Below are 26,704 nucleotides of genomic sequence, written 5' to 3'. Positions count from 1 at the left end.
AATTAATGGGTTATTGAATGAATATGTTAACTGGGGGTCTGCCCCTGGTTAACCTTTGAGGCTGATATGAATTTATATGCATTATTGGAAAGCGGCTTTCCTAAGGATAAGTCTGCTTGTGCCATTGAGACTCATGATGGCTTGTATTACAGCTGGAAAGATTTAGAAGCTGCAACAGCAAAAATTGCTAATTTATTGTTAGCGCTTGATTTACCTGAGGGCTCAAGAGTAGCTGTTCAAGTTGAAAAATCCCCAGAGGCACTATTTTTATATTTGGCAACACTAAAATCGGGTTTGGTCTATTTGCCACTTAATACAGCTTATCAAGCTGCTGAGATGGAGTATTTTGTAGGTAATGCGGAACCAGCAGTTGTGGTTTGCAGCCCGAAGAATCAAGCTTGGATAACTCAAGTTGCCAAGAAATCCGGAACGAAGCATGTGTTCACCTTGGGTGATGATCGATCTGGTACTTTGTTGGAAAAAGCAGGAGCACAACCAAGCAAAGGCAAAACTGTTAAGCGCTCAGATAGCGACTTGGCTGCGATTCTTTACACATCAGGTACAACGGGTCGAAGCAAAGGTGCCATGTTGACGCATGGCAATTTGGGTAGCAACGCACAGGTGCTTCAAAAGTTTTGGGCTTGGCAAAAAAGCGATGTGCTTTTACACGCGTTACCAATCTTCCATGTGCACGGCTTGTTCGTTGCTTCGCACGGCGCCTTGCTTAATGGCAGCAAGATGATTTGGTTGCCACGTTTGGATACCAAAGAGTTGATCAAGCATATGCCACGGTCAACAATCATGATGGGTGTACCAACTTTTTACGTACGCTTGTTGTTAGATCCTGCCTTTACTAAAAAAACAGTTAAGACCATGCGTTTATTCATTTCTGGTTCAGCCCCATTGCTGACAGAGACATTTAATTCTTTCAAGGAGCGCACGGGTCATACCATCCTAGAGCGTTATGGGATGAGTGAGACGGCGATGTTGACATCTAACCCCTACAAAGGTCGCCGTATTGGTGGGTCGGTTGGATTGCCATTGCCTAAAACAAAAGTTCGCATTGTGAAAGACAATGGGAAATTATGTGGTGTGGATGAAATCGGCAATGTCGAAGTTAAAGGCCCTAATGTTTTCCAAGGCTACTGGCGCATGCCCGAGAAGACCAAAGAAGAGTTCACCAAAGATGGTTGGTTTAAAACGGGTGATGTGGGTCGTTGGGGTGGAACGACCAGTGGTGGCAAGGTTCCAAAAGAGTACTTGTGTATCGTTGGTAGAAGTAAAGACTTGATTATTTCTGGTGGATATAACGTTTATCCGAAAGAAATCGAAAGCTTTATTGATGATATGCCAGGCGTTGACGAAAGCGCTGTTGTAGGTATTCCGCACCCTGATTTTGGTGAGGCTGTCTTAGCTATCGTTGTGCCAAAGTCAGGTCAATCTTTAAATGCAGATGCCATGATTGCTAACTTGAAAAGTAAAATTGCTAACTTCAAGGTGCCAAAGCGTATTGTGATCGTCTCTGAATTACCAAGGAATGCCATGGGCAAAGTGCAAAAGAATATTTTGCGTCAAACCTATAGTGCCTAGTTAGATCAATCTCTATGATCTAGTAGCATCTGAGTTGCAAGAAAAATCCCTATGATTTTCATAGGGATTTTTTTATTTGATTAATTCCGTCCCAATTGGAAGAAGAGATTGGTGTAACCGCCTGGGGCTGTAGCAACTCCTAAATGAACCGGCCCCATAAATGTATTTAAACCCAAGAAAACACTGTAACTATGTTTAAGGTTGCCAAAGCTCATTTCTGCACGCTGGTTCCAGGTGTTGCCGGATTCAATGCTGGCACCAAGGAACATACTTTGATTTAGTAGTCTTAAATTTAAAGCGCGATAAAGATAAGTCAGATTGCCCAGCATCATGTAGTTACCACTGAACTGATCGAGTTGGTACGCTGACAATCTCTGGAAGCCGCCCAAGCGATAGCCAATGCCTGGAATGTCATCCGCCTTATCCTGAAATAGCATACCCACCTGACCTGTGAGGTTGATGCTGTGCTCTCCAGCACTAAAGGCCACCTTACTGTCAGCGCTGAAGGTTTGATAACTATCTTGTGTATTGAAAATAGCTGTTTGACCTTCTGTTGAGATGTAATAGCCTGTTCTTGGAAAAAATGGGGAGTCGAGTTGGTCTATCGTTACTTTGGCTCTTATTCCGTATTGCTCAATATCTGCGCCAGGGAGTGTTCGAATGGTTTGAGAACTACCTGTTTGCGAAATAATTGCCCCTGTATGAGGGTCAGCAACAATCTTTGAGGCTGTTAAGCCAATACGACCTTCGCCTAAGTGAGCAAAGGGAGACCCAATGTCTAGTCCAGCTCTCATAGAGCGAACACGGTATTTGGCAATGAGGGTGTCCTCATCGTAGACTTGGTTGTAGTGCCGTTGATAATCGATGTAGGGTGATAAGTAAGGACCATCAATCGAATTAAGCGGTTTGCGTAGCTCTGTTTTAATCTTTACTGCAGAGCCTATCTCTAAATCAGATCGCCACTCAGTACCGCTAGCATCAATCCATGGACGACGGTGACCAATTTGCAACAAGTAACCACTGTTGCCATTCATGTCACTTGACATATTGAGTCCAAACTTAAGGTAGTCAGGGCCCCACGATTTTTCATTGGCATTGACCACAACTCCGTATTCACCATTTCTTTCAACTAACTCGTGACCAATGACATCAAACTCTCGATTGTTATAAACAGACTCCACTCTCTCATTAATTTTTTCTGAAGAATAAGTTTGCCCTACAGGGATATCTAACCAATCTTTAATTTTTTGAGGGGGAATAACGCCTTTATTTTTAACTTCAACAAAGCTTACTTTGACATCCCCCAATTGAGGAGAGGGTCTAGATTGAACGTGTTGGGCATAGTCAATATCTGATACTTGTAAGCGCTTCAGTTGTGGCAGTAAATCCTTAGCAGCTTGCTCACCAATTTTGATAGCTTCTTCAGCTCTCGTGAAATCTAAAAATGTGATGTCGCCCATTTGAGGCTCAATCAAGATATCTTGCGTACCTAATAATTTTTTCTGGGCATTCACATTCTGCTCTGTGAGAATGTTGATCATCTGCTGATAGACCGATAATAAAGAGTCTATTTTTTCTCGTGGCATCAAGGGAGTACCAATATTGACGGCAATAATTTGGGTTGCCCCAAGCTCTTGGGCAATATCAATGGGAAGATTTCTGGTGAGACCACCATCACTAAGAAGTCTACCCTCAATCTCGATGGGGCTAAATGCACCTGGTGCTGCCATACTTGCTCTGATAGCCTGATGAAGCGAACCCTTTTTAAAAACTACCATCTCACCAGTTTGCATATCTGTTGCAACAGATCGATAGGTAATGGGTAGTTTGTCAAAATTCATATTCGGTGGAATATGCTGCGTCCAATTTTGCAAAATATCTAAAAATTTATTGGCTTGAACTGCTCCTGATGGTAATTTAATTCTGCCTTCGCCGATGCCAACACTGCCGAGTGGGTATAAAAAGTCATCCTGTCGGTGTGCAGGAGGTAAAGACTTCCTGTCAATCCTATCGAGGGCAATATTGGCTAGATCCAATTCCAGTAACTTCTTTTCTAACTCTTTTGCTGGCATTCCTGATGCATAAATACCGCCAATTACTGCACCCATGCTGGTGCCAACGATGCAATCAATAGGAATACGATTTTCTTCTAACACTTTAAGAACGCCGATATGGCTATAGCCCCGAGCGCCGCCACCTGATAAAACTACACATGTTTTTTTCTGTGGTTTCGCCTCTGCTATCTTGGTGCCTGTTAAGGTTGCAAGAACTAAAAGCGTAGTAATACTAAAAGACGATATTTTTTTCATAGAAATAACTGCGAAGAATCAGGCAGATCATCACGATCAACCGTGGTTGTTATAGAGCTAGGCTAGATAACCCTTTGTTTAGCATATAAGCAGATAAGAGGATCAATAAAAAAGCGAATGCTTTTTTAAGTTGGGCAACGTTAAGTTGGTGCGCAACTTTTGCCCCAAGTGGCGCTGTGATAACGCTTGCGATAGCTAGGCAAGCAAGTGCTGGTAGGTAGATGTATCCAAAAGATCCGGGTGGGAGCAATGGGTTGCCGTAGCCGCTGTAGATGTAGCCAATCACGCTAGCAACAGCAATAGGGAAGCCAAGGGCTGCAGAGGTTGCTACTGCGTTATGCATCGTAACGTTACACCACAGCATAAAAGGAACTGAAATAAAACCGCCACCAGCCCCTACGAGGCTCGATAAAAACCCAATTACTGTTCCAAAGCCAAGCATTCCGGTTTTACCTGGAAGTGTCCTACTTGCCTTTGGCTTTTTGTTGCGCAGCATTTGATAAGCAGAGAACCCTACAAAGCTTGCGAAAACTAAGGATAGCCATGATGTTTTTAGAAGGGCAAATAATTTTCCGCCGCCCAGTAGGCCGCCTATAACAATTCCTGGAGCAAGAACCATCACAATATCCCAGCGAACGGCACCTCGTTTGTGGTGGGCTCTAACAGAGGATAGTGAAGTAAATAGGATGGTAGTCATTGAGGTTGCAATGGCGATATGGACAATACTTTCTGCTGGAAAGCCGTAAATCGAAAACAAGAAAGTTAGAAATGGAACCATCATCATGCCGCCACCAATGCCTAATAAGCCAGCGCAAAAACCTGTAAAGCTACCGAGGGCAATGAGGGCGGCAATTTGTATGAGAGTCATTAAAGAGGTTACCTATTGATATTTATAAAATTGTTGGTTGATATAGGCAACAAGATCGACCTCATCTTCTGGAAAGAGGTCTAATCGTAGCTCTGTGTTGCACATCGATACCATTCGCTTGACGCCTGGTAAATCCTTGGCTTTTCGATCTAAGCGAGTGTATAGGATGTCACCATTTCCCAGGCCTGATTTTTCTGCATGACATTGATAGCATTTAGCTTGGTGGAGGGATTTTCCATTATTCAGATCAATGGCATTTGCCGTAGAGCCGATAAATATCAGAGTAAGAGCTACTTGAACTTTAAAAAAGTATTTAACAGGCATAGTCATCTCCTTGGGTTAAATGGATTCCCCACCTTGGCCGCTAGGCCGTCATCCTGAACCCAGTAGGTTCAAGGCGGCATGGCAATAGTGTTTCGGGTGCACCAAGATTTTCAGGGAGAACATGACTCGAAGTCATGCTCTATGAATCTCGAGGCGCTCGCGCCCACACTATATGGCCCACGCCAGATGCTTGCGCATCGGTTCAAGGAACTATTGGCCTTGGCGCACCAGGCAGGGAAAGCAGTTTCAGTGCAGAATCAACAGTTGCTTCAATCTCATCCACTTTGTTTTGCAATTCAGTAATTTGATCAACACTCGCACCTGGATTTTCTGTTTGACTGAGATTCATTTTGGCGGCTTGAAGATCGCCAGCCAGCTTAATCGCTGTCATGATGGCGGCTCGTTCAATGCTGCGATTTCCAGCTGAAAGGGCAGCTTCTAATTGTTCATCAACAATAGCAGCCGCAGCTCTTAAGCTGGTTTCATGTTCTGAGGTGGTTGCAAAGGCAAATTTTTGCCCAGCAAGAGTAATTTCTATGCGGTGTTGGCTCATGGCTGACCCTCTGAAGGGGAAGCTAGTAAATCAAGTTGACCGTTATCACTTGGATTGGGTAATTTATTCAAGATATTTTGGATGCGATTTTGGGCATCTTCAATCTTGTCTTCTAGAGCTAGGCGCTCTTTGTGAGTTTGGTCTACAGCAGCCAATAACGTCTTAGATTTGGTCTCTAAGCGCGCAAGACTCTCTTGTAGGCGAGTATGTGAATTGTTTGTAAGTTCTAACATAGCTATATTGTATATACTACACGGGTTCTTAGGTGCTCTTGGTAGGAAATCTATCAAAGTTAAACGGGAAACAGAAGCCTGCCTTAATCATAGATTAAATGGGTAACCTGTGCTGCCCCCGCAACGGTAAGCGAACGCACGCAAGTGTAAGCTCAATCGAATGCCACTGGCGTAAGCTGGGAAGGTCATTGAGTTGGTTTCGTTAGCCCGGATACCGGCCTGGAATAGGTAATTTAGCTACGGGGACGTTGCTGAATTATGAGGGTTCCGTGCTTGCGGGGGAACAAGCCAGCGACCGTATTTTTGAAAGTTAATCCTATGTTTACTAAACGAACCAGCATTGCGCTAGCCTGCGCAGGTATTTTTGCATCTATTGCCCCATCGTATGCTCAAAATAACTCTGAATTGAACCCAGTAGTTGTTTCCGCATCTCGATCAGAACAGAAGTTATCCGATGTTATTTCGTCTGTTTCGGTTATTACGAAAAATGATATTGAGAAAACGCAATCTAATGATATTTTGAGTATTCTTAATTCCGAGCCAGGTCTTGAAATTTCAAGAACCGGGTCAGTTGGTAGTGCAACCTCTATTTATCTTCGAGGTGGCAACAGCAATCAAACACTAATCTTATTGGATGGGGTTCCATTTTCAGGAGAGTCTGCAGCGGGTGCTATTTCATCTATAGAAATGATCCCCCCTAGTCAGATTGAGAGGATTGAAATATTAAGAGGCAATGCCTCTGCTATATATGGGTCCGGCGCAGTTGGTGGAGTTATTAATGTCATTACTAAAGAAGGGAGCGGTACTCCAAAGCCAAACCTTTCTCTAACTTATGGTTCAAAAAATACTAAAAATGCTAGTGTTGGATATGCTGGTCAGGTTGAAGATGCCAAGTTTTCAATCTCAGGATCTAAATACTTAACGGATGGATTTAACAGCATCAATCCAGAATCATTTTCTGACGTTAATCAATCCAGTAATGGATCAAGAAATGGTTCTTTGAGGGTTAATGCGTCTAATCACTTTGGTGCTGGTTTGGTCGCAGGCATCAATATTTTCTCCGTCAATACATGGACCTCTTTAGATGGCACATCTTCCCATCTTGATAATGATTCATCAGATCGTCAACTTAGATCTAATACGGTTTATTTGAAAAAAAATATCAATGATCAATGGTTAACTCAAATACTCTATTCTGAATCGGATAGTAAATCACAGACTTACTACAATCAATACTCGATGTACGATTCAAGTTGGAATTACCTTGGGTACTTAACGCCAGCCAATTCATGGAGTAATAGCCAAGATCAACATCAAAAGGTATCTTGGTTAAATGATTATGAAATTAGCCCATCCCAAAAAATTAATTTTGGCTATGATAATCAGCGCCTAAAAGGCAATAGTCATGTTTCTTGGGCGGGCTCTGTCGATACGACAAGAACAATTAACAGTATTTATAGTGGTTATAGCGCTCATTATGGGAAACTTAATAATCAATTAAATTTGCGATATGACGATATTCAAGACGGAGAGTCAAAGCTTACTTGGTTGGTTGGTTTGGGTTACTCTCTTGGCGAGAATTGGAAGTTAACTGCTGCTAAATCAACCGCATTTAATGCTCCAACGGGTGGGCAGTTGGCTGATGTTTCGCAGGGTGGGAATCCTAATTTAAATGCTGAGAAAAGTGATTCCTATGAAATTGGTGTGCAGTATCAGAGTGCCAATCATTTAATGAAGATCACATACTTTGATACGGCTTATCAAGATTTAATTGTGCCTGGCTCAACATTTGTGACCCCGTGCCCTTTTAATTACTGTGGAACATATCTTGTTAACGCAAATACAGCTAGCAATGATGGTGTGGAGATTGCTTGGCGATCAGTTGGGTCTTGGGGTGTTGCTAAGGCTGGTTTAACTCTTCAAAACCCAATGAATGACGCGACCCATCAGATGTTGCTAAATAGAGCAAAGCAATTTGGATCTGCTGAATATTCTAAGAAGTTTAGCTTTTTAGAATGGGGTGCAAAGGTATCAGCCTCTGGTTATCGTTATACCCCTGATGCATACTCGGGTGCTCGAAAAAGAACTTCTGGATATGCAATTTATAGCACCTATTTATCTTATGAACTAGAAAAAGGTCTCTACTTAAAAGGGTCGATTGAGAATCTATTTGATAAAAATTACTACCAGGTGCACGGATATAACGCTGCGCCACAAATGTTGTTTTTAACTCTCCAATATCAACCTAAGTAACTAATGAAACTATCTAAAGCGACCATCTTCACTTTGCTATTGATTCTATCGATAGCATCGGTGGCTTTGGCATTGTCGATTGGTAGCGTGATGAATGCGGATGCGGCCATCATTTATCAACTGCGTTTACCTCGAGTGTTAGCTGCTTTTGCAGTGGGTGGCTTGTTGGCAATGTCGGGCAGTCTTCTTCAAGTTCTCACTCGTAATCCTCTGGCTGAGCCTTCAGTGATTGGTGTTTCTGGGGGTGCTTCTGTAGGAGCATTAGCGGTATTGATGCTGGGTGGCGCTGGAACTATTTGGGTGGCGGGTGGCGCATGGCTGGGGGCAGTCATCGTGATGTTGTTGCTTTGGGTTTTGGTGGGAGGGTATGCTACTCATCCCTCTAGGTTGTTATTGGCAGGCGTGATGATTGCAACGGGTTGCGGCGCTATCAGCACCCTGATGATCACGTTTGCGTCTCATGTGGCCATGCCTGGCATGATTCATTGGTTAATGGGGGATTTGGATTCTATTTTGAGTTTGCAGGCTGTCAGTGCTATCTTAGTTATTTGGTTATTGGTGCTTGTTGTTGTTTGGAGGCTTGCACCCAAGATTCATCTTTTGCAGTTGGGTACTGATAAGGCCATCACTTTAGGTGTGGATGTCGTTCCTCTTCAATGGGGTATGGTGTTTTTGGCTGCTTTATCGGCTGCAGCAGCTGTCTCTGTAGCAGGTTCTATTGGCTTTGTAGGGTTGCTCGTGCCCCATATTCTGAGGGGATTCATCATCAAGGATCATGGGCCAGATCAAACATTTTTATTGCCTGCGTCTGCTTTCTTGGGTGGATCATTTTTAGTACTTTCAGATATGGTCGCAAGAACGATCATTGCGCCATCACAGCTGCCTGTTGGCGTCATTACGGCTTTGATTGGGGTTCCTAGTTTCTTATGGATCTTGTCACGCTTTAAGGAATGGAATTCTTGATGAACACATTGCCAATCCTTTTAGAAACTCAAAATCTGGATATTCAGGTTCCTGGAAGAACTTTAATTAAAAATTTGAATTGGGTCGTCAGGCAAGGTGAGCGCTGGTGTTTGCTGGGTCGTAATGGGGCAGGTAAATCAACATTGCTTCGAGTTATTGCGGGGGTTCAGAAAAATAATTCTGTTGGAAAAATTGATTGGTTAGGGAAAGAGCTTCAAAGTTACTCTGCAGATAGTTTGGCCAAGATACGCGCCTATGCTGAGCAATCACCTGTTGGTGGTGTTGGATTGCGAGCCATTGATGCTGTTTTAGCCGCGCAATGGCCTTGGCAAGATCAATTAAGACAAGGCGCAGATACACAGCTTGCTATGACAGCCTTGGCGTCTTGCGATGTGGCGCATTTAGCCCATGCTCAGTGGCAGAATCTATCGGGAGGAGAGCGTCAAAGAGTCTCCCTAGCAGCGTGCTTTGCACAAAATACACAGGCTTTACTACTGGATGAGCCAACCTCTCATCTGGATGTGGGCCATCAAATTGCTTTGCTGAACTTATTGGTCACTAGAAGTGAGGCTTGTCAGCAAACATTGATTGCAAGCTTGCATGAGATTGGCTTAATTGAAAGAGGCTTTACCCATGCTCTGTTGCTTTTAGAGGATGGTCACTATATTGCTGGACCAATTTCAGAGGTTGCCAATACAACTAATTTAGAAAAATCACTTGGTCATCCCATCGTAAAAGCGCAAACATCCAGTGGGCAAGTCGTGTTTATTCCAGCCTGAGAGCTTTAGCGAACTCGATCTATTTCTGCGCAGATTTTTTTTACACCTTGCATGATGCGCGGTGATGCGCGACTAATGGTGTCGCCATCTAGATCAATAAAAGCCTTCTTCTGAGTAGCGGCTAACTGAGGTACCGCGGACCAAATCGACCAATCGGTTTTCATACGCTGACTATCAACGGCTGTAAAAATGATTTCTGGATTAGCTTTTATAACTGATTCTCTACTGACTGTTGGAACTAACAGTTTTTCTTGAGCAAATAACTGTTCGCCACCACAAATTTGAATGATGTTCCCAATCAGGTGATCTTGATTCAGAGTCATCAGTGGTTGTGCCCAGACTTGGTAAAAAACCCGCACGTTTCTTTTATGAGGATTTTGGTACAAGCTCTTAAGCTCAGCAATATCTGATCTTAATTGATGGGCATTTTTATTGGCAACATTTTCTGTTCCTAAAAGCTTGCCAACCATTTCAATATCTTTTGCGATGTCATCTAATTTCTTGGGTTCTACGGCAATCACTTGAACTTGTTTGGTAAGAAGTGACTGTAAAAATATTTTTTTAATGCTTTCAATTTGACCCTCCGATGTTCCGCCTCGCCAGTAAATGATGAGGTCAGGGCGAAGTTGCTTCATTTTCTCAAGATCGACAGATCTTGCATCGCTAGTGATAGGGAGGTTTTTAACGGAATCAGGCGAGTTACTGTAAGCGCTTACGGCAACGAGACGATCAGCGCCTCCAGCGGCTGCGACGATTTCAGTAAGGTGGGGAGCTAGCGTAATAATGCGCTGGGGGAATGTTTGTTGGGAGTGGGCCGCCCCCGCAAAATGAAGAGCTGTCAGCAATGCTATTTTGACAATCAATACCGCATTCAGGCCTGGTTGGCGCACCACTTAAATCTCTAAGTTATCGATTAAACGAGTTTTACCCAGTTTTGCAGCGGCGAGAACAACCAATTTCTCATCTGACTGGAGTTCACTATCAGAGGCGCTTAGAAGATCCTTACGCTTGCGGATTGAAATGTAATCAGGTTGCCATCCTCTTGATGAGAGTTGAGCACATGCGTCACGCTCAATTTGAAGAATCTCAGCTGCTGTTACTCGACCTTGAAGTATTTTTTCTTGAACTTGTTGAAGTGTTTGGATCAAGTGAACCGCTTCAGCACGTTCTTCAGAAGATAAATAACCATTCCTGGATGACAAAGCTAAGCCATCTTCAGCGCGAATGGTTTCCGCTGGAATAATATCCACTGGAATCGCCAATTGATGGCACATCTGGCGTATAACCATCAGTTGTTGGTAATCTTTTTTACCAAACACAGCGACTTTGGGTTGAACGCAAGAGAGTAGCTTGAGAACCACAGTGCATACCCCTTGAAAAAATCCAGGGCGAAACTCTCCTTCAAGAATCTTGCCTAAATTTTGAGGTGGTTCAACACGATACTCTTGAGGTTCTGGATAAAGATCTTTTTCAGTTGGCGCAAATAAAACATAAACTCCTTCTTTTTCTAGCTTTTCAACATCAGCCTCAAAAGTTCTAGGATATTTATCAAAATCTTCATTAGGACCAAATTGAAGACGATTCACAAAAATACTAGCAATAACTGGATCGCCATGCTGCTTCGCCAAGCGCATCAAAGATAAGTGACCTTCGTGCAAATTGCCCATGGTTGGCACAAACGCAGCGCGATTTTGGCCGCGCAATTGATCACGCAAATCTTGAATATCGCTAATGATCTTCATGGGTTAATAACTCGTTGGTTCACTGATTAATTAGGAGAGTAAGCCAAACGCACATAGATCGGTGCGTAGGGCTCTGCTTGAGTAATCTCAACTAAAGATTCTCTTGATAGCTCTAGCATGGCTATAAAGTTAACCACGACCATGGGTGCTCCTTGGCCTGTAGCAATCGCATCTTCAAACAAGTCGGTGAATTCAATAAAGCGTTCACCTTGAAGGCGTCGCAAAATGCGTGTCATGAAGTCACGCACAGATAAATGTTCGCGACTGATGGTGTGATGTTGATTGAGTTTGGCTCTATGTAAAACATCTCGCCAAGCTGCTTGAATGTCATTCGGGTTAATGTCAGGCCAAGAGATGGCGACAGTTGTATCGACATGACCATTGGCCTTATAAAAGTCGCGACCGAGAACCGGCATTTTGTCGAGTTCTTGGGCAGCTAGCTTCATGCGTTCGTACTCTAACAAGCGGCGAACCAACTCGGCTCGAGGATCTTCAACTTCTTCGTCGCTATCAGCTTTCTTCATTGGCAATAGCATGCGTGATTTGATTTCAATCAACATGGCTGCCATCAAAAGATATTCAGCGGCAAGTTCTAAGTTGGTGCGGCGAATCTGCTCAATGTAACCAAGATATTGCTTGGTTACTTCAGCCATTGGAATATCTAAAACGTTAAAGTTTTGTTTGCGGATCAGATAAAGCAATAAATCGAGAGGGCCCTCAAAAGCCTCTAGAAAAACTTCTAAAGCATCGGGAGGGATGTACAAATCTGTTGGTAGCTGAAATAAAGGCTCGCCGTAGAGTCTGGCAAAAGACTCTGACATGCCATCGGTTACTTCAGGCGCAATGGTTAATAAATCACTCATTGATAAACGTAAGCTTTTTGCTTAATACGAGCTAATTGAGCCCGTTTTTGGTCTTCAGGGGAGATGGGAGCTTTATCCCAAAGAAGCGCTCGACCGTCCTGCTGAGCTTGTTCTAACTCAGGTTTTTGGGTTTTTAGCTCTTCTAAAAAAAGAGAGATGGTTGATTTGTATTGAGCCATAGTTTGGTAATTGTAGCGATTTAAGAGAATCAGCTCCCTATAAATACCTTACAGGAGTCTGCCAAGAGCGCTCTAGCCCTGTTGTAAGCGGTTTCTAGGTCGATTAAGGCATTTTCTTCGCCAATTTCAGCAATAAAGCCACTTCTAAACATGAGAGATGCTGGTTGGGCATTTGCTGCGCAAACAATCAGGGTTCCGTCTCGTTTTTGGAGGTTTTTAGCCAATATTTTTAATGCGTCAATGCCACTTGTATCAATGTTAATGAGTTGATGCATTTCAAGGATCATGACTTTGGGTGCTGGCTTTGTGAGGTCAAGTGGATTGAAGAGATCTTCAACCTTATCAATAGCCCCAAAAAATAATGACCCGTAAATGCCATAAGCTTCAACAAGATTAGTGTTTTTACCGTCTTGGAATAAAGCTAACTCATCCTGTTGAGAAAAATCCTGTGGAAGTTCGAGTTGCTCAATTTGAGTTAAAGAAGAAATTCTATAAATAAAGAAAATACAGGCCAACACAAGCCCCACTTCTACGGCAACAGTTAGATCAAAAACTACTGTAAGGAAGAATGTGCCTAATAGGATCGAGCGGTATGTAACGTTGAACTGTTTGAGACGTTTGAATTCGTGAATGTCAAACATATTCCAAGCAATGTAAATCAAGATGGCTGCTAACACTGCCATAGGAATGTGAGCAGCTAATGGTGCAGCAACTAACATGATTAATAAAATCACTAGTGCATGGGTGATTCCTGAGATAGGACTTTTAGCGCCAGCTTTTGCATTGGTTGCTGTTCTGGCAATGGTCCCTGTTACTGGAAGTCCGCCAAAAAAAGGAACAACCATGTTGGCAATGCCTTGGCCCATCAATTCTTGATTGGGGTCATGTTTATCGTCAGATAAGTTATCGGCAACTCTGGCGCATAGCAAAGATTCTATGGCGCCTAAGATGGCAATTGTTAATGTTGGGGCAAATAGATGCTTAACTGTTTCCCAATCAAGCTTGGGAATACTAGGTGCAGGGATGCCGTTTGGGATTTCACCAAATCTGCTACCAATTGTTACAACAGATAAGTCAAAAAGATCTGCTGCAATTGATGCGCCAATTAGAGCCACAATAATTCCAGGAATATGGCTAAGCCACGCCCATTTTTTTACAAGTGGACTAATAAGTTTGGGCCATAGGATGATGGTGCACAAGGAAATTACAAACAAAATGATGGCATGAGGGTTGGCAGTATCCAGATGAAGTGCAAACGCTTTAATTTGTGAAAAGAAATCACTTGGAAGTTTTTCTATTTCTAAGCCCAAGGCATCTCGAACTTGTGAAAAACCAATCAGAACTGCAATGCCACTGGTAAATCCAATGATGATCGCTACCGGAATAAAGCGGATGAGGTTACCCACTCTAAAAAGTCCCATGGTCACCAAAAGGATGCCCGCAAAGAATGTTGAGACAATTAAATTAGCCACACCGTAGCGCTCAACAATGGCATAAACAATCACAACAAAAGCACCGGCTGGTCCACCGATCTGAACTCGGCTACCACCAAAAGCGGAAATTAGAAATCCACCAATCACCGCTGAGATAAGACCTGCCTCAGGTTTAAGACCTGAAGCAATAGCAAATGCAATGGCAAGGGGGAGGGCAATGACACCAACCGTAAGACCGCTACTGAAGTCTTTAACAAAGTCCTTTGCGCTGTATCCCTTCAGTGTTTCAACTATCTTGGGATGAAAGCGCGCTAATTTAATCATTGCTGGTTGGCTGCAATCAGTTGCTCGATCAATACAGGATCAATCCTAGTCATTAAGTGTTGATAGGGTTGAATGGCTTGTTTGCTATTCAACGGTTGATCAATATCTTCCCATGTCATCGCTGAAATGCCAAAGAATTTCTCAACACCTGCCGCCACTTGAGGTACAACGGGTTTTAAATAAAGTGTTAAACGTCTGAAAGCTTCTAAAGTAATGCTGCAAACAGTTTGCAACTCTTTTTCACGTGCGGGATCTTTTGCAATTTCCCATGGCTTATTGGTATCAACAAATCCATTTACTAAATCTGCCAATTCCATCACGCGACGGAGTGCTTTAGCAAATTCGCGAGTCTCGTAGAGCTCAGCAATCTCATTACTAGCCTCTGCTAGTTGAGCTAAAAGTGGGTGGCTCATGGCCCCGTCATCCACTATGCCGCCGAAACGTTTGACTAAAAAGCCTGCGCTACGGCTGGCGATATTGATGTATTTGCCCAGTAAGTCGCTGTTAACTCGAGCAGTAAAGTCTTGAAGGTTCAGATCAAGGTCTTCCATGCTGGCATTCAACTTGGCCGCAAAGTAATAACGTAACCATTCTGGATTTAAGCCACATTCAATTACGCTATGCGCCGTGATGAATGTGCCACGCGACTTACTCATCTTTTCGCCGTCAACGGTTAAAAATCCATGCGCAAAAACATTGGTTGGCGTGCGATAGCCGGAGAATTCGAGAGTTGCTGGCCAAAATAAGGTGTGGAAATACAAAATATCTTTACCGATGAAGTGGTACTGCTCTGTCTCAGAGCCAGCTTTGGTCCATTCATCAAAGTTAAGACCTTTTTGCTTACACAGATTTAAGAAGCTGGCGTAGTAGCCAATCGGGGCATCGAGCCAAACATAAAAATACTTGCCTGGGGCATCTGGGATTTCAAAGCCAAAATAAGGCGCATCTCTAGAAATATCCCAGTCACCTAATTTGCTTTCGCCTGGCTCGCCAACCCACTCTTTCATCTTATTGCGTGCTTCTGGTTGTAAAGGCGTTTTCACTTGTGTCCAGTTGCGTAAAAAAGCCTCGCAACGGGGGTCAGATAATTTGAAGAAATAGTGGTCTGATACTTTACGAATAGGTGTCGCACCACTCACTACGGAGAACGGATTTTTTAAATCAGTTGGAGCATAAGTTGCACCGCACTTTTCGCAAGAATCACCGTATTGATCATTGGCGCCGCACTTCGGGCATTCACCTTTAATAAAGCGGTCTGGTAAGAACATCTCTTTAACCGGGTCATAGGCTTGCTCAATGGCACGTTTTTCGATGAGACCGGCATCACGTAATTTCAGGTAAATTTCTTCGGATAAGACTTTATTCTCTTCGCTGTCGGTGGAGTAGTAGTTATCAAAAGATATTAAAAAATCATCAAAATCTCTTTTATGCTCTTTCCAAACGTTGGCAATCAGTTCCTTAGGGGTAATGCCTTCTTTTTCAGCTCGGAGCATGATCGGAGTACCATGCGTGTCATCAGCACCAACGTAGTGAACTTCATGCCCCCGCATTCTTTGAAAACGAACCCAGATATCGGTTTGGATGTATTCAACCAAATGACCAATATGTATTTGGCCATTGGCATAAGGTAGGGCGGAGGTGACTAAAATTCGACGCATAGGCATGGATTTTAGTCTGCAGATATAGTTAATGGCTGAATTTATAAAAATAGCACTAGGAGATAGATGTGTCGGTAACTGTTGAAAATGTCCAAAATGCGCTTAAAAGCGTTATAGATCCTAATACTGGCAAAGATTTAATTTCTACTAGATCTGTCAAAAACATCAAGGTTGATGATGGCCAAGTGACACTAGATGTCATCTTGGCTTATCCGGCTAAGAGCCAAATTGACCTTATACGTAAGTTGGTTATTTCTTGCTTACGCGAGCTTCCTGGCGTTAAAAACGTCAGCGCTAACGTCACGATGAGCATTGTGGCGCATTCCGTTCAAAGGGGTGTCAGCCTACTGCCTAACATTAAAAACATCATTGCCATTTCAAGTGGTAAGGGCGGTGTGGGTAAATCCACAACAGCCGTGAACTTGGCTTTGGCCTTGGCAGCAGAGGGCGCCACCGTGGGAATGTTGGATGCCGATATTTATGGCCCAAGCCAGCCGATGATGTTGGGTATTACGGGTAGACCAGAGTCAATCAAAGAAAACACCATTGAGCCCATGGAAGGTCATGGTATCCAGGCTATTTCGATCGGCTTTCTAATTGATCCGGATAGCCCTATGGTTTGGCGTGGCCCGATGGTGACTTCTGCCTTGGAGCAGTTATTGCGCCAAACGAACTGGCGAGATTTGGATTATTTGATTGTGGATATGCCGCCAGGAACAGGCGATATTCAATTAACGCTTTCTCAAAAGGTGCCAGTGACTGGTGCTGTGATTGTTACAACGCCTCAAGATATCGCCTTATTGGATGCTCGTAAGGGCCTCAAAATGTTTGAAAAAGTGGGTATTCCAATCATTGGTATTGTTGAAAATATGAGTACCTATGTTTGCCCTAACTGCAACCATGAAGAGCATATTTTTGGTCAGGACGGCGGCAAGAAGATGTGTGAAGAATATGGCGTTGATTTCTTGGGTAGCTTGCCATTAAATTTATCCATCCGTCTTCAAGCTGATTCAGGTCGACCTACTGTGGTTGAAGATCCAGATGGGGCTATCAGTGGCATTTATAAAGGTATTGCACGCAAGATTGCAATTCAAGTTGCTGAAATGTCAAAGGATATGAGCAGTAAGTTCCCAACCATCGTTGTTCAAAATACTTAAGTAGAGCCTTATGAAATTGCAGCTCGCTGTTGTGATGCGCAAGGAGTTCATTGATAACCCGTGGCAATCTTTTCGCTGGATTCTCGATGAGGTTGTTTTTGATATTGGCCAGTTTGCACATAAACAAGCAGATCTTCAGATTGCGGGTAGACCAGCTGTTTGCATGAGAAAAGATGAGTTGGCTGAAAAGTGGCTGTACACAGGATTTGAGCTTCAGCTATTTCCTGATGAGGCTGAAGGCTATTATTTGAATGCCACTGCCACCTATCCAGCTTGGTTTGTAATGTGGCGCCTGGAAGATCACCCTGACGGAGGAGAAGCTCTGGCCGTCCCTCACTTCCTGAGTGTGAGCTATTACGAGGCGGGCAGATTATTAGACGGTGGTGAGACGGTTGAAAATGTTCCGCTTGATTCTGAAACGTCAGCTTGGTTAAGTGCTTATGTTGCCGAAAATTACAAGCCTGAGCCCAAGAAGCGTGCTCGTCCTGCTTCATTCAAAGGCGCTCATCGACCTAAGACGGATGGAGCCTAGGTATGTCAGGATTCCTAAATCGCTGGTCAAAACGTAAAGCTGGGCTTGAAACGGATGAGCCAGTTGTTGAGGAAAAGAATAAAGTCAAAGGTCCTGATTTATCCCAACAGGAAATGGCTGCGTCTGTCCCATCTGTTCAAAAAACGTCGACAAAGGGTGAATCGGTTGATGGCGATGGGGTTAGTTCTCAATCTGGAATGCCAGTACAGCCTGAGCAATCAGCGGTGCCTACCTTGGAAGACGTTTTAAAACTCACAAAAGATTCGGATTATTCGGCCTACGTCCAGTCTGGAATTGATCCAAACGTTCAGCAAGCTGCATTGAATAAGTTATTTTCCGACCCTCACTACAACATCATGGATGGGTTGGATATTTATATCGATGACTACAACAAGCCTGATCCTATTCCTTTGGAGATGCTCAAAAAGCTGAATCAGTCTCACATGCTGGGTTTATTTAAAACTTCCGAGGAAAAGGAATCGGATCTTCAAGCGGAGTTGCTTGAGAGACAAGATTACGAAGAGCGTTTGGCTAAATTGGATGCGGATGAAGCCGCAGCTAGTTCAGCGCTAACAGCTGCTGAAGAAGAGCCGGAAAAGCTGGATGATGTGGCTACCACACCTGATGAAAACTCTAATGGTATAAATGTCGCAAATTCAGCAGAATTGAATAATTCGCAAGAAGAAATGATGACAATTAAGTCTGATCAGCTATCTGAAAAGACCTAGCACTAAATATAAAAAGCCAATAAAGCAGACTGCCTAAATGGCTGAAGGTAGAGGATGACAAAGAAAACGCTCGTTTGTAGTTGTAATCAAACCATGCCTTTGGATATTGTTCAAATAGCCAAAGGTTTGGATGTTGAAGCGAAAACTATTCGCTTAAATAATGCTTTGTGTCGACAAGAAATTGGCACATTCATTGAGGCTTGCCAAGGCTCGGATGAGATTGTGCTGGCGTGTACTCAAGAAAAACGTTTATTTGATGAGGTGGCTGGCGAGCAAGAAAAAGCGCTCGTTGCGCCTATCAAATTTGTCAATATTCGTGAGACGGGTGGTTGGTCTGCTGATGCAAAGCAAGCCATGCCAAAAATTTCAGCACTACTAGCCAAAGCAGCTTTGCCTGATCCTGACCCAGTTAACACGGTGAGCTATCAAAGTGGTGGACGATTATTAATAATTGGCCCTGGTGATGTAGCTATGGATTGGGCTAAGCGTCTCTCAAAAGATCTTAGTGTTGGCGTGCTATGCACGAGCTCTGGAGTTCTTCCTGAGGCAAGAGACTTCCCGGTCTATAGCGGTCAAGTTAAGAGTTTGAAAGGCTACCTAGGCGCATTCAATATTGAATGGTTGCAGAAGAATCCGATTGATTTAGAGCTTTGTACGCGATGCGGTGCTTGCGTTGACGCTTGCCCTGAGGGCGCCATTGACCTCAGTTACCAGATTGATTTAGAAAAATGTAAGAGTCATCGCTCTTGCGTTAAGTCATGTTCCGCGATTGGCGCAATTAACTTTAGTCGCACAGAAGAAAGTCGTACAGAAGGTTGGGACTTAATTTTGGATCTCTCTAAAGAGCCGATCTTGAAGATGAGTCAGCCTCCTCAAGGTTACTTTGCGCCTAAGTCAGATCCCTTAGAACAAGCCGTTGCTGTGACAAAGATCATGGGCATGGTGGGTGAGTTTGAGAAACCCAAGTTCTTTGCCTATAACGAAAAGATTTGTGCACATGGTCGGAATGGTCAAGTGGGCTGTTCCGCCTGCGTCGATGTGTGCTCCACAGCTGCAATTGATTCAGTGTTTAGAGATGGCAAAGGTACGGTGAGCGTTAATCCTAATCTTTGTATGGGTTGCGGAGCTTGTGCCACAGTCTGCCCTTCAGGGGCTATGCGCTATAACTACCCAAGCGTCTCTTATTTGGGGCAGCAAGTTCGCGTGATGGGTAAAGCTTATCGTGCTGCTGGTGCAAAAGTGGCGCCAAGTTTGCTTTTACATAGTGATACCAAAGGGCAAGAACTCATTCAAGAGTTAGGTCGTTTGGCATCCACTCAAAAAGCCAAATTTAAAGGTGTACCTGCTCATGTCATACCGATGGGCTTGCATCACAGTGCTTCAACGGGTGTTGAGTTTTGGCTAGCATCGTTGGCTCATGGTTTCTCACAAGTAGCAGTCTTGCTGAGTGGTGAAGAAGCGCCTGAGTATCAAAAAGCAATCAGTGATCAGGTGAAATTGGCTTGCTCATTAACAGAGGGTTTGGGATACGCAAAAGATCGTATTGTGTTGCTACAAGCTGACTCATCAGTGGCTCTTGAGAAAGACATAAGTTCCTTGGTGGCGACAGATGCCTTGTGCCCACCTGCTACGTTTGGTTTTTCAAATGAAAAACGTGAAACACTCGAGGCGGCTCTGGAACATTTGATGGCGCATGCCAGCAAGAAGGTAACGGATACTGAGCCATTAATTTTGGGTGCAGGATCTCCAATCGGCGGTATTGCGGTTAACCAAGATGCATGTACTTTATGCATGTCCTGCGTGGGCGCCTGTCCGGAGAGTGCTTTACGTGACAACGAAGAAGCCCCGCAACTGTCATTCATCGAACGTAATTGTGTGCAGTGTGGTTTGTGCGTTAAGACTTGTCCTGAAAGTGCTTTAAGTCTTTTACCTCGTTTGCAAACTACTGAGATTAGAAAGAAAACAATCGTTCTTAATGAGACCAAGCCATTCCATTGCATTAGTTGTGGCAAACCATTTGGCACCTTGAAGATGGTGGAGTTAATGGTTGGCAAGCTCTCCTTGCATGCGGCGTTTTCTGGTGCCGCAACTGAGAGATTAAAAATGTGTAGCGACTGTCGTGTTGTCGATATGATCAATAAACCAACCGATGATGATGTGGTCTGATGAGTGATATGGAAAAACAGCTAGAAGATGATTTCAAAACCTCAGTAAGTGCTGATGGCCTAGAGGAGGATGTGGCGCGTGCTGACTTATATGGCTTATTAGCCAGCTTGTTTTATATCGCCCCAGATGATGATTTACTGCATCGCATCGCGGCATCCGCAGCCTATGGCTCAGGAGCTGGAGCTCCCGCTGAGGCAGCCATGACACAAGCATGGGATGAATTAGTTCGTGTGGCTTCAGAGTCGAATGCTCAGGAGTGGGCCGATGAGTACCAAGATTTATTTATTGGTATTGGTAAGCCAGAAATCTTTCTATATGGATCTTTTTATCAAACAGGCTTTTTAAATGAAAAGCCCTTGGTTCGTTTAAGAGATGCTCTGAACGAGTTAGGTCTTGAGTCTGTTGAAGAGGTGACAGAGAGCGAAGATCACATTGCCGCCTTGTGTGAAGTGATGCGCTATTTGATCGCCGGCGATGACTTAAGCGTGGCTAATCTGACTCAGCAAAAAAAGTTCTTCAATGAGCATATGCGTTCTTGGTTGCCTGATTTGTGCGCTGCAATAGAGGATCATCCGAATACCCAGCATTACAAAGCCGTTGCGGGATTGGCTAGAGCCTTCTTTGAAGTTGAGGGTTATGCCATGGATATGGTTGAGTAACGATATTTTGAGATGCCTATAATTTTTATAATAACCTTCCCATAGTTTTTATCTATAAGGCAGATAGTAAGGGAAACCACTGACGCATTTTTGTATACAGTCTGATGCAAATTGAGGTCATTAGGTTTATAGTTATCTCATAAATGCAAGTGTTGCGAATGTAAATTAGTAGGGCTTGTTCCAAATAAATAGGAGATAGACATGAGTGAAAAAAATAATCACAAAGAGTCCCGTAGGAAATTTTTTGTAACAACAGGTTTGGCAGCTGGTGCTGTAGCGGCTGTTTCTCAAACTTCTATTGGAACAGCTATTGCTGAGCAAGCAGCGTCATTGGTTGAAGACTCAAAAGGCTACAAAGTCTCTGATCACGTTCGTAAATATTACAAAACAACGCTTGTTTAATTAAACAAGCGTTTTTTATTTCTCTTGAATCTTTGAGGGTTTAACCATGAGTCTGATTCGTAAATCAACACAACAAGTATCTGCTGCTAAAAACCATTCAGCCCAAATGATGGGTAGTTTGGCTCGCAGCCTCCAGTCTGCCATTCCAATGATGGATCGCAGAACATTCCTTAAGCGCTCAGGTGTAGGCGTTGGTGTCGGTCTTGCTGCATCACAACTAACATTAGTTCAAAAAGCAAAAGCTTCAGGTGCTGCTAAGACTGACGGTAAAGGAAAAATTGAAGTTAAGCGTACAGTTTGTACACACTGTTCTGTAGGCTGTGCTATTGATGCAGTGGTAGAGAACGGTGTTTGGACTCGTCAAGAACCAGTTTTTGATTCTCCAATTAACCTAGGTGCTCACTGCGCCAAGGGTGCTGCGATTCGTGAACACGGCCATGGCGAATTCCGTTTGAAGTATCCAATGAAGTTGGTGAACGGCAAGTACGAAAAGATTAGCTGGGATCAGGCATTAGAAGAGATCACAGCAAAAATGAAGTCAATGAAGAAGCAATTTGGACCAGACTCCATTTTCTTCATTGGTTCTTCAAAGTACAACAATGAGCAAGCTTACTTGCTACGTAAGTTTGTTTCTTTCTACGGTACAAACAATACAGACCATCAAGCTCGTATTTGTCACTCCACAACAGTAGCCGGTGTTGCAAACACTTGGGGCTACGGTGCGATGACAAACAGCTACAACGATATGCAAAACTCGAAAGCGGCTTTGTATATTGGTTCAAACGCTGCTGAAGCTCACCCAGTTTCTATGTTGCATATGCTCCACGCTAAAGAAGCTGGTTGCAAAATGATTGTGGTGGATCCTCGTTACACACGTACTGCTGCAAAAGCTGATCAGTATGTGCGTATTCGTTCAGGCTCAGACATTCCATTCTTGTTCGGTGTTCTTTATCACATCTTTAAAAATGGTTGGGAAGATAAGAAATACATCAACGACCGCGTATACGGTATGGAAGATGTTAAGAAAGATGTTCTAGAGAAGTGGTCTCCAGCTAAAGTTGAAGAAGCTTGTGGCGCAACAGAGGCAGAAGTTTTCAAGGTTGCTAAGACGCTTCATGAAAACCGTCCAGGTACGATCGTTTGGTGTATGGGTCAGACTCAACACACAATCGGTAACGCGATGGTTCGTGCATCTTGTATTTTGCAATTGGCTCTTGGTAACGTTGGTAAGTCAGGTGGCGGTACAAATATTTTCCGCGGTCACGATAACGTTCAAGGTGCTACTGACGTGGGTCCTAACCCAGATTCATTGCCTGGCTACTACGGTTTGGCAGCGGGTTCATGGAAGCATTTCGCAGGTGTTTGGGATGTTGACTATGAGTGGATCAAAGCTCAGTTTGCTCCAAACATGATGGAGAAGTCAGGTACAACAGTTTCACGTTGGATCGACGCTGTTCTAGAAAAGAATGAGTTGATTGATCAAGATAGTAACGTCAAGGGCGTTTTCTACTGGGGTCATGCACCAAACTCACAAACTCGTGGCACAGACATGAAGAAAGCCATGGATAAATTGGATCTATTAGTTGTTGTAGATCCATATCCAAGTGCTACAGCTGCGATGGCTGCGATGCAAGTTGAGGGCGCACAAGTTAATAAAGATCGTGCCGTTTACTTGTTGCCAGCTGCAACTCAGTTTGAAACAAGTGGTTCTGCTACTGCTTCAAACCGTTCAGTTCAATGGCGTGAGAAGGTTATTGATCCACTATGGGAATCAGTACCTGACCACGTGATCATGCAAGCGATGGCTGACAAGTTAGGCTTTGGTAAAGAGTTATCGAAGAACTACAAGATGTTGACAAGCAAGTTCGCTGGTAAAGATTGGAAAGAGCCTGAGATTGAATCCATCTTGCGCGAAATCAATAAATCAGTTTGGACGATTGGTTACTCAGGTCATTCGCCAGAGCGTCTAAAAGCCCACATGCGCATGATGCACGTGTTTGATGTGAAAACATTGAAGTCTAAAGGTGGTAAAGATCCAGTAACTGGTTACGACACAACGGGTGACTACTTCGGTTTGCCATGGCCTTGTTACGGTACTCCAGAAATGAAGCATCCTGGCTCACCAAATCTATATGACACCAGCAAGCACGTGATGGATGGTGGTGGTAACTTCCGTGCCAACTTTGGTATTGAAAAAGATGGTAAGAGTCTTTTGGCTGAGAATGGCTCATTCTCTAAGGGCGCAGACATCAAGACCGGTTACCCAGAGTTTGATCACGTTCTAGTTAAGAAACTAGGATGGTGGGATGAGTTAACTGATGCAGAGAAAAAAGCTGCAGAGGGTAAAAACTGGAAGACAGATGTTTCTGGTGGTTTGATTCGTGTGATTATGAAAAATCACGGTTGCCATCCATTTGGTAACGCTAAAGCTCGTGCGGTTGTTTGGAACTTCCCTGATCCAATTCCTCAGCACCGTGAGCCGTTGTATGGCACACGTCCTGACTTGGTCGCTAAGTATCCAACGCATGATGACAAGAAAGCCTTCTGGCGCTTGCCGACGCTTTACAAGTCTATTCAAGACAAGAACGTTGCTGACAAGTTATATGAGAAGTTCCCAATCATCCTTACTTCAGGCCGTTTGGTGGAGTATGAGGGTGGCGGTGAGGAGACTCGTTCTAACCCATGGTTGGCAGAGTTGCAACAAGACAACTTTGTTGAGATCAACCCTGCAGCAGCTAACAAGCGCGGTATTCGCAATGGTGAATATGTTTGGGTTAAATCTCCAACAGGCGCCAAGATTAAAGTGAAAGCTTTAGTGACTGAGCGTGTTGGTCCTGATACAGCGTTTATACCGTTCCACTTCTCAGGTTGGTGGCAAGGTAAGGACATCCTTGATGCGTATCCAAAAGGTGCGGCGCCGATTGTCCGTGGTGAGGCTGTGAATACAGCAACAACTTACGGTTATGACAGCGTAACAATGATGCAAGAAACCAAAACAACCATTTGTCAAATTGAGAGATTCGCTTAATCAGCGGCGGAATTAGGAGAAAATAATGGCAAGAATGAAATTTATCTGCGATTCAGAGCGCTGCATTGAATGTAACGGCTGTGTAACCGCTTGTAAGAATGAGCATGAAGTACCTTGGGGTGTTAATCGTCGCCGTGTTGTGACAATTAACGACGGTGTTATCGGCGCTGAAAAATCAATCTCAGTAGCATGTATGCATTGTTCTGATGCACCATGTATGGCAGTTTGCCCAGTGGATTGCTTCTACAGAACTGACGAAGGTGTTGTTCTTCATGACAAGGACATCTGTATTGGTTGTGGCTATTGCTCATATGCATGCCCATTCGGTGCACCTCAGTTCCCTAGCTCTGGAACATTTGGTTTGCGTGGCAAGATGGACAAGTGCACATTCTGTGCTGGTGGCCCAGAGAAAAATGGTACACAAGCTGAGTTTGAAAAGTATGGTCGCAACCGTTTATCAGAAGGTAAGCTTCCAGCTTGTGCTGAAATGTGTTCAACCAAAGCTTTGATTGGTGGTGACGGTGATGTGGTTGCAGATATCTTCCGCAATCGTGTTGTTAAGCGTCAATCAAACGGTAAAGCAGCTGGCGCCAATGTATTTGGTTGGGGTACTGCTTACGGTAAACCACAAGCTTCAGGAAAAAAATCATGATTAAAAAAATCTCATTGATTGGTTTAATGGCTTCAGCCTTTGCTTTGAGCGCTTGCTCAGAGCAACCCCAGGGTGTTGTTGCTGCTAAAAAGGGCGATGAAAAAGCCACTGTAGCCGCAGATAATAAATATGTGGTTCCGGGCTGGACTTCAGGCGATCAGGTTAGCTGGGAAAAACAGCTTAAAACCCGTAGTCAAGGTCAAGACGAATACGTTAAGTCTAAGTAAGTATTTAGAGTAATTTAGGAGATGGTATGAGAATTACAATAAAAAACTTACTCGCTAGTGTGCTTCTATCATTGACTGCGTCAGTTGTTTTAGCTCAAGGTGCAGCTCCAGCAGCAGCACCTCAAGTTGAGTCTGTCAATATTCTTGAAGTTAGCAAAGATGTTCAGGCACAACGCGATGCAGCTGAAAATAAACCGGGTAGTAACCAACCGATTTGGAAAAACGTCAACTCTGATGTGGCTCACACAGTTAATTTTCCTAACAAGGAAATGGGTGTATTGATTCAGAAGTCAGGTCAACAATGGCGCTTGATTCGTAATGGTGTGATCACTGTTTTCGGTGGTTGGTTGTTGGTGATTGCAGCTGGTGCCATTTTGGCGATGTTCGTATTAAAAGGTACGATCAAGTTAAAAGAGCCGCTAACTGGTCGATTGATGAAGCGCTTTAGCAGTGTGGAAAGATTTTCACATTGGTTAATGGCATTTAGCTTTGTTGCCTTGGCAATTACAGGTATTTTTATCCTTTGGGGTAAGTTCTTCATGTTGCCAATCATCGGCGGATCTGCTTATGGTGTGCTTCTATTGGTGATGAAGAATATCCATAACTTTACTGGCCCATTGTTTACGGCAAGTATTGTGTTGTTCTTCGTGCTATTCGCTAAGGACAATCTCCCTAATAAAAACGATTTGATTTGGTTGGCATCGTTTGGTGGTCTACTTTCAGGTAAGCACATTCCGTCTCACCGCTTTAATGCTGGTGAGAAGTTCTGGTTCTGGGGTGGTGTCACAGTTCTTGGGCTCGTTGTTTCTGGTTCGGGCTGGGTGTTAGATATGATCGTTCCAGGACTTGATTACTGGCGTGGCACGATGCAGCTGGCAAATATCATTCACGCTGTTGCTGCAATCTTGATGACTGTTATGGCGATGGGTCACATCTATATCGGATCAATTGGTATGCAAGGTGCTCTTCAAGGTATGCGTACAGGTTACGTTGATGAGGCTTGGGGCAAAGAACACCATGAGCTTTGGTATGACGATGTTAAGTCTGGAAAAATTCAGAAGTAATTTAGAGGAGCTATAAAC

At 43.8% G+C, this 26,704-nt stretch carries 24 protein-coding genes, 1 other RNA gene, 1 pseudogene and 1 riboswitch; of the genes and pseudogenes, 14 read left to right on the top strand and 12 right to left on the bottom strand.

Annotation, left to right across the window (positions count from 1 at the left end; all coding sequences use genetic code 11):
- Positions 1-66: 66 nt before the first annotated feature.
- The gene (locus ICN28_RS03305) at positions 67-1,590 is read left to right on the top strand and encodes a malonyl-CoA synthase (RefSeq protein WP_216286198.1); all 1,524 of its coding nucleotides are present in this window, start codon (positions 67-69) and stop codon (positions 1,588-1,590) included.
- An 80-nt stretch (positions 1,591-1,670) separates the two neighbouring features.
- Here the strand turns inward: ICN28_RS03305 and ICN28_RS03300 are convergent, their stop codons facing one another.
- From ICN28_RS03300 to ICN28_RS03275, 6 genes and pseudogenes are all read right to left on the bottom strand, one after another.
- A complete protein-coding gene (locus ICN28_RS03300) occupies positions 1,671-3,899 on the bottom strand; it encodes a patatin-like phospholipase family protein (protein ID WP_216286197.1) in 2,229 nt (742 codons plus the stop codon).
- A gap of 49 nt (positions 3,900-3,948) precedes the next feature.
- On the bottom strand, positions 3,949-4,767 hold the full coding sequence (locus tag ICN28_RS03295) for a sulfite exporter TauE/SafE family protein (RefSeq protein ID WP_216286196.1): 819 nt from the start codon (positions 4,765-4,767) through the stop codon (positions 3,949-3,951).
- Between the two features lie 12 nt (positions 4,768-4,779).
- The gene (locus ICN28_RS03290) at positions 4,780-5,091 is read right to left on the bottom strand and encodes a cytochrome c (protein ID WP_255536096.1); all 312 of its coding nucleotides are present in this window, start codon (positions 5,089-5,091) and stop codon (positions 4,780-4,782) included.
- A 21-nt stretch (positions 5,092-5,112) separates the two neighbouring features.
- A non-coding RNA gene (ssrS, locus tag ICN28_RS03285) (6S RNA) lies at positions 5,113-5,332 on the bottom strand.
- A 102-nt stretch (positions 5,333-5,434) separates the two neighbouring features.
- Positions 5,435-5,644: pseudogene (locus ICN28_RS09650) on the bottom strand (cell division protein ZapA); the annotation flags it as partial.
- Positions 5,641-5,877, bottom strand: a complete 237-nt coding sequence (locus ICN28_RS03275; protein ID WP_216286935.1) for a hypothetical protein — start codon at positions 5,875-5,877, stop codon at positions 5,641-5,643. The pseudogene ICN28_RS09650 and the gene ICN28_RS03275, both read right to left, overlap by 4 nt.
- Before the next feature lie 13 nt (positions 5,878-5,890).
- Positions 5,891-6,115, top strand: a riboswitch (cobalamin riboswitch).
- An 80-nt stretch (positions 6,116-6,195) separates the two neighbouring features.
- Here ICN28_RS03275 and ICN28_RS03270 point away from each other — a divergent pair.
- From ICN28_RS03270 to ICN28_RS03260, 3 genes are read left to right on the top strand one after another with little or no spacing between them, the layout of a single operon-like run.
- Entirely contained in the window at positions 6,196-8,130 is a 1,935-nt protein-coding gene (locus ICN28_RS03270; protein ID WP_216286195.1) for a TonB-dependent receptor domain-containing protein, read from the top strand.
- Between the two features lie 3 nt (positions 8,131-8,133).
- On the top strand, positions 8,134-9,093 hold the full coding sequence (locus ICN28_RS03265; protein ID WP_216286194.1) for an iron ABC transporter permease: 960 nt from the start codon (positions 8,134-8,136) through the stop codon (positions 9,091-9,093).
- Positions 9,093-9,872 (top strand): ABC transporter ATP-binding protein, encoded by a 780-nt coding sequence (locus ICN28_RS03260; RefSeq protein WP_216286193.1) that lies wholly within the window; start codon positions 9,093-9,095, stop codon positions 9,870-9,872. The genes ICN28_RS03265 and ICN28_RS03260 overlap by 1 nt, the downstream gene beginning before the upstream one ends.
- Before the next feature lie 5 nt (positions 9,873-9,877).
- Here the strand turns inward: ICN28_RS03260 and ICN28_RS03255 are convergent, their stop codons facing one another.
- The 6 genes from ICN28_RS03255 to metG are packed head-to-tail and all read right to left on the bottom strand — an operon-like array spanning position 9,878 to position 16,077.
- Entirely contained in the window at positions 9,878-10,762 is an 885-nt protein-coding gene (locus ICN28_RS03255; RefSeq protein ID WP_216286191.1) for a cobalamin-binding protein, read from the bottom strand.
- Between the two features lie 3 nt (positions 10,763-10,765).
- Positions 10,766-11,614: a pantoate--beta-alanine ligase gene (gene panC / locus ICN28_RS03250; RefSeq protein ID WP_216286189.1), complete on the bottom strand. Its 849-nt coding sequence runs from the start codon at positions 11,612-11,614 to the stop codon at positions 10,766-10,768.
- 26 nt (positions 11,615-11,640) lie between these two features.
- A complete protein-coding gene (locus tag ICN28_RS03245; protein WP_216286186.1) occupies positions 11,641-12,477 on the bottom strand; it encodes a ScpA family protein in 837 nt (278 codons plus the stop codon).
- Positions 12,474-12,656 (bottom strand): DUF3460 family protein, encoded by a 183-nt coding sequence (locus ICN28_RS03240; protein ID WP_216286184.1) that lies wholly within the window; start codon positions 12,654-12,656, stop codon positions 12,474-12,476. Before ICN28_RS03240 ends, ICN28_RS03245 begins: the two co-directional genes overlap by 4 nt.
- Before the next feature lie 29 nt (positions 12,657-12,685).
- Positions 12,686-14,413 carry a SulP family inorganic anion transporter gene (locus ICN28_RS03235; protein ID WP_216286183.1) on the bottom strand — a complete coding sequence of 576 codons (1,728 nt, stop codon included), beginning with the start codon at positions 14,411-14,413 and terminating at the stop codon, positions 12,686-12,688.
- Positions 14,410-16,077, bottom strand: coding sequence for a methionine--tRNA ligase (metG, locus tag ICN28_RS03230; RefSeq protein ID WP_216286182.1), 1,668 nt, complete (start codon positions 16,075-16,077; stop codon positions 14,410-14,412). The genes ICN28_RS03235 and metG overlap by 4 nt, the downstream gene beginning before the upstream one ends.
- A 62-nt stretch (positions 16,078-16,139) precedes the next feature.
- On the opposite strand from metG, the gene apbC reads away from it, so the two are divergent.
- The 10 genes from apbC (at position 16,140) to ICN28_RS03180 (ending at position 26,686) form a co-directional block, all read left to right on the top strand.
- Positions 16,140-17,228 (top strand): iron-sulfur cluster carrier protein ApbC, encoded by a 1,089-nt coding sequence (gene apbC, locus ICN28_RS03225; protein WP_216286181.1) that lies wholly within the window; start codon positions 16,140-16,142, stop codon positions 17,226-17,228.
- Between the two features lie 10 nt (positions 17,229-17,238).
- On the top strand, positions 17,239-17,760 hold the full coding sequence (locus ICN28_RS03220) for a DUF3305 domain-containing protein (protein ID WP_216286180.1): 522 nt from the start codon (positions 17,239-17,241) through the stop codon (positions 17,758-17,760).
- A gap of 2 nt (positions 17,761-17,762) precedes the next feature.
- The gene (locus ICN28_RS03215) at positions 17,763-18,488 is read left to right on the top strand and encodes a DUF3306 domain-containing protein (RefSeq protein WP_216286179.1); all 726 of its coding nucleotides are present in this window, start codon (positions 17,763-17,765) and stop codon (positions 18,486-18,488) included.
- Positions 18,489-18,542: 54 nt separating this feature from the next.
- A complete protein-coding gene (locus ICN28_RS03210) occupies positions 18,543-20,654 on the top strand; it encodes a 4Fe-4S binding protein (RefSeq protein WP_216286177.1) in 2,112 nt (703 codons plus the stop codon).
- Positions 20,655-20,662: 8 nt separating this feature from the next.
- On the top strand, positions 20,663-21,313 hold the full coding sequence (locus tag ICN28_RS03205) for a molecular chaperone (RefSeq protein WP_255536149.1): 651 nt from the start codon (positions 20,663-20,665) through the stop codon (positions 21,311-21,313).
- Between the two features lie 201 nt (positions 21,314-21,514).
- Positions 21,515-21,715: a formate dehydrogenase gene (locus tag ICN28_RS03200; protein ID WP_216286173.1), complete on the top strand. Its 201-nt coding sequence runs from the start codon at positions 21,515-21,517 to the stop codon at positions 21,713-21,715.
- A gap of 106 nt (positions 21,716-21,821) precedes the next feature.
- Positions 21,822-24,743, top strand: a complete 2,922-nt coding sequence (locus ICN28_RS03195) for a formate dehydrogenase subunit alpha (protein ID WP_370626454.1) — start codon at positions 21,822-21,824, stop codon at positions 24,741-24,743.
- A gap of 25 nt (positions 24,744-24,768) precedes the next feature.
- The gene (gene fdh3B / locus ICN28_RS03190; RefSeq protein WP_216286169.1) at positions 24,769-25,395 is read left to right on the top strand and encodes a formate dehydrogenase FDH3 subunit beta; all 627 of its coding nucleotides are present in this window, start codon (positions 24,769-24,771) and stop codon (positions 25,393-25,395) included.
- On the top strand, positions 25,392-25,622 hold the full coding sequence (locus tag ICN28_RS03185) for a hypothetical protein (protein ID WP_216286167.1): 231 nt from the start codon (positions 25,392-25,394) through the stop codon (positions 25,620-25,622). The genes fdh3B and ICN28_RS03185 overlap by 4 nt, the downstream gene beginning before the upstream one ends.
- A gap of 26 nt (positions 25,623-25,648) precedes the next feature.
- Positions 25,649-26,686 (top strand): formate dehydrogenase subunit gamma, encoded by a 1,038-nt coding sequence (locus ICN28_RS03180; RefSeq protein WP_216286165.1) that lies wholly within the window; start codon positions 25,649-25,651, stop codon positions 26,684-26,686.
- Positions 26,687-26,704: the final 18 nt, after the last annotated feature.

It is taken from the genome of Polynucleobacter sp. 30F-ANTBAC, assembly GCF_018882385.1.
Lineage (GTDB): Bacteria > Pseudomonadota > Gammaproteobacteria > Burkholderiales > Burkholderiaceae > Polynucleobacter.
Note: the sequence above shows the minus strand (reverse complement) of the source record. Positions and strands in the feature narration are given on the sequence as shown.

Bases quoted from the DNA above. Each gene is read 5' to 3' on its own strand.
- ICN28_RS03305 (WP_216286198.1), top strand. From the start codon at position 67: ATGAATTTATATGCATTATTGGAAAGCGGCTTTCCTAAGGATAAGTCT.
- ICN28_RS03300 (WP_216286197.1), bottom strand. From the start codon at position 3,899: ATGAAAAAAATATCGTCTTTTAGTATTACTACGCTTTTAGTTCTTGCA.
- ICN28_RS03295 (WP_216286196.1), bottom strand. From the start codon at position 4,767: ATGACTCTCATACAAATTGCCGCCCTCATTGCCCTCGGTAGCTTTACA.
- ICN28_RS03290 (WP_255536096.1), bottom strand. From the start codon at position 5,091: ATGCCTGTTAAATACTTTTTTAAAGTTCAAGTAGCTCTTACTCTGATA.
- ICN28_RS03275 (WP_216286935.1), bottom strand. From the start codon at position 5,877: ATGTTAGAACTTACAAACAATTCACATACTCGCCTACAAGAGAGTCTT.
- ICN28_RS03270 (WP_216286195.1), top strand. From the start codon at position 6,196: ATGTTTACTAAACGAACCAGCATTGCGCTAGCCTGCGCAGGTATTTTT.
- ICN28_RS03265 (WP_216286194.1), top strand. From the start codon at position 8,134: ATGAAACTATCTAAAGCGACCATCTTCACTTTGCTATTGATTCTATCG.
- ICN28_RS03260 (WP_216286193.1), top strand. From the start codon at position 9,093: ATGAACACATTGCCAATCCTTTTAGAAACTCAAAATCTGGATATTCAG.
- panC (WP_216286189.1), bottom strand. From the start codon at position 11,614: ATGAAGATCATTAGCGATATTCAAGATTTGCGTGATCAATTGCGCGGC.
- ICN28_RS03245 (WP_216286186.1), bottom strand. From the start codon at position 12,477: ATGAGTGATTTATTAACCATTGCGCCTGAAGTAACCGATGGCATGTCA.
- ICN28_RS03240 (WP_216286184.1), bottom strand. From the start codon at position 12,656: ATGGCTCAATACAAATCAACCATCTCTCTTTTTTTAGAAGAGCTAAAA.
- ICN28_RS03235 (WP_216286183.1), bottom strand. From the start codon at position 14,413: ATGATTAAATTAGCGCGCTTTCATCCCAAGATAGTTGAAACACTGAAG.
- metG (WP_216286182.1), bottom strand. From the start codon at position 16,077: ATGCCTATGCGTCGAATTTTAGTCACCTCCGCCCTACCTTATGCCAAT.
- ICN28_RS03220 (WP_216286180.1), top strand. From the start codon at position 17,239: ATGAAATTGCAGCTCGCTGTTGTGATGCGCAAGGAGTTCATTGATAAC.
- ICN28_RS03215 (WP_216286179.1), top strand. From the start codon at position 17,763: ATGTCAGGATTCCTAAATCGCTGGTCAAAACGTAAAGCTGGGCTTGAA.
- ICN28_RS03210 (WP_216286177.1), top strand. From the start codon at position 18,543: ATGACAAAGAAAACGCTCGTTTGTAGTTGTAATCAAACCATGCCTTTG.
- ICN28_RS03205 (WP_255536149.1), top strand. From the start codon at position 20,663: ATGGAAAAACAGCTAGAAGATGATTTCAAAACCTCAGTAAGTGCTGAT.
- ICN28_RS03200 (WP_216286173.1), top strand. From the start codon at position 21,515: ATGAGTGAAAAAAATAATCACAAAGAGTCCCGTAGGAAATTTTTTGTA.
- ICN28_RS03195 (WP_370626454.1), top strand. From the start codon at position 21,822: ATGATGGGTAGTTTGGCTCGCAGCCTCCAGTCTGCCATTCCAATGATG.
- fdh3B (WP_216286169.1), top strand. From the start codon at position 24,769: ATGGCAAGAATGAAATTTATCTGCGATTCAGAGCGCTGCATTGAATGT.
- ICN28_RS03185 (WP_216286167.1), top strand. From the start codon at position 25,392: ATGATTAAAAAAATCTCATTGATTGGTTTAATGGCTTCAGCCTTTGCT.
- ICN28_RS03180 (WP_216286165.1), top strand. From the start codon at position 25,649: ATGAGAATTACAATAAAAAACTTACTCGCTAGTGTGCTTCTATCATTG.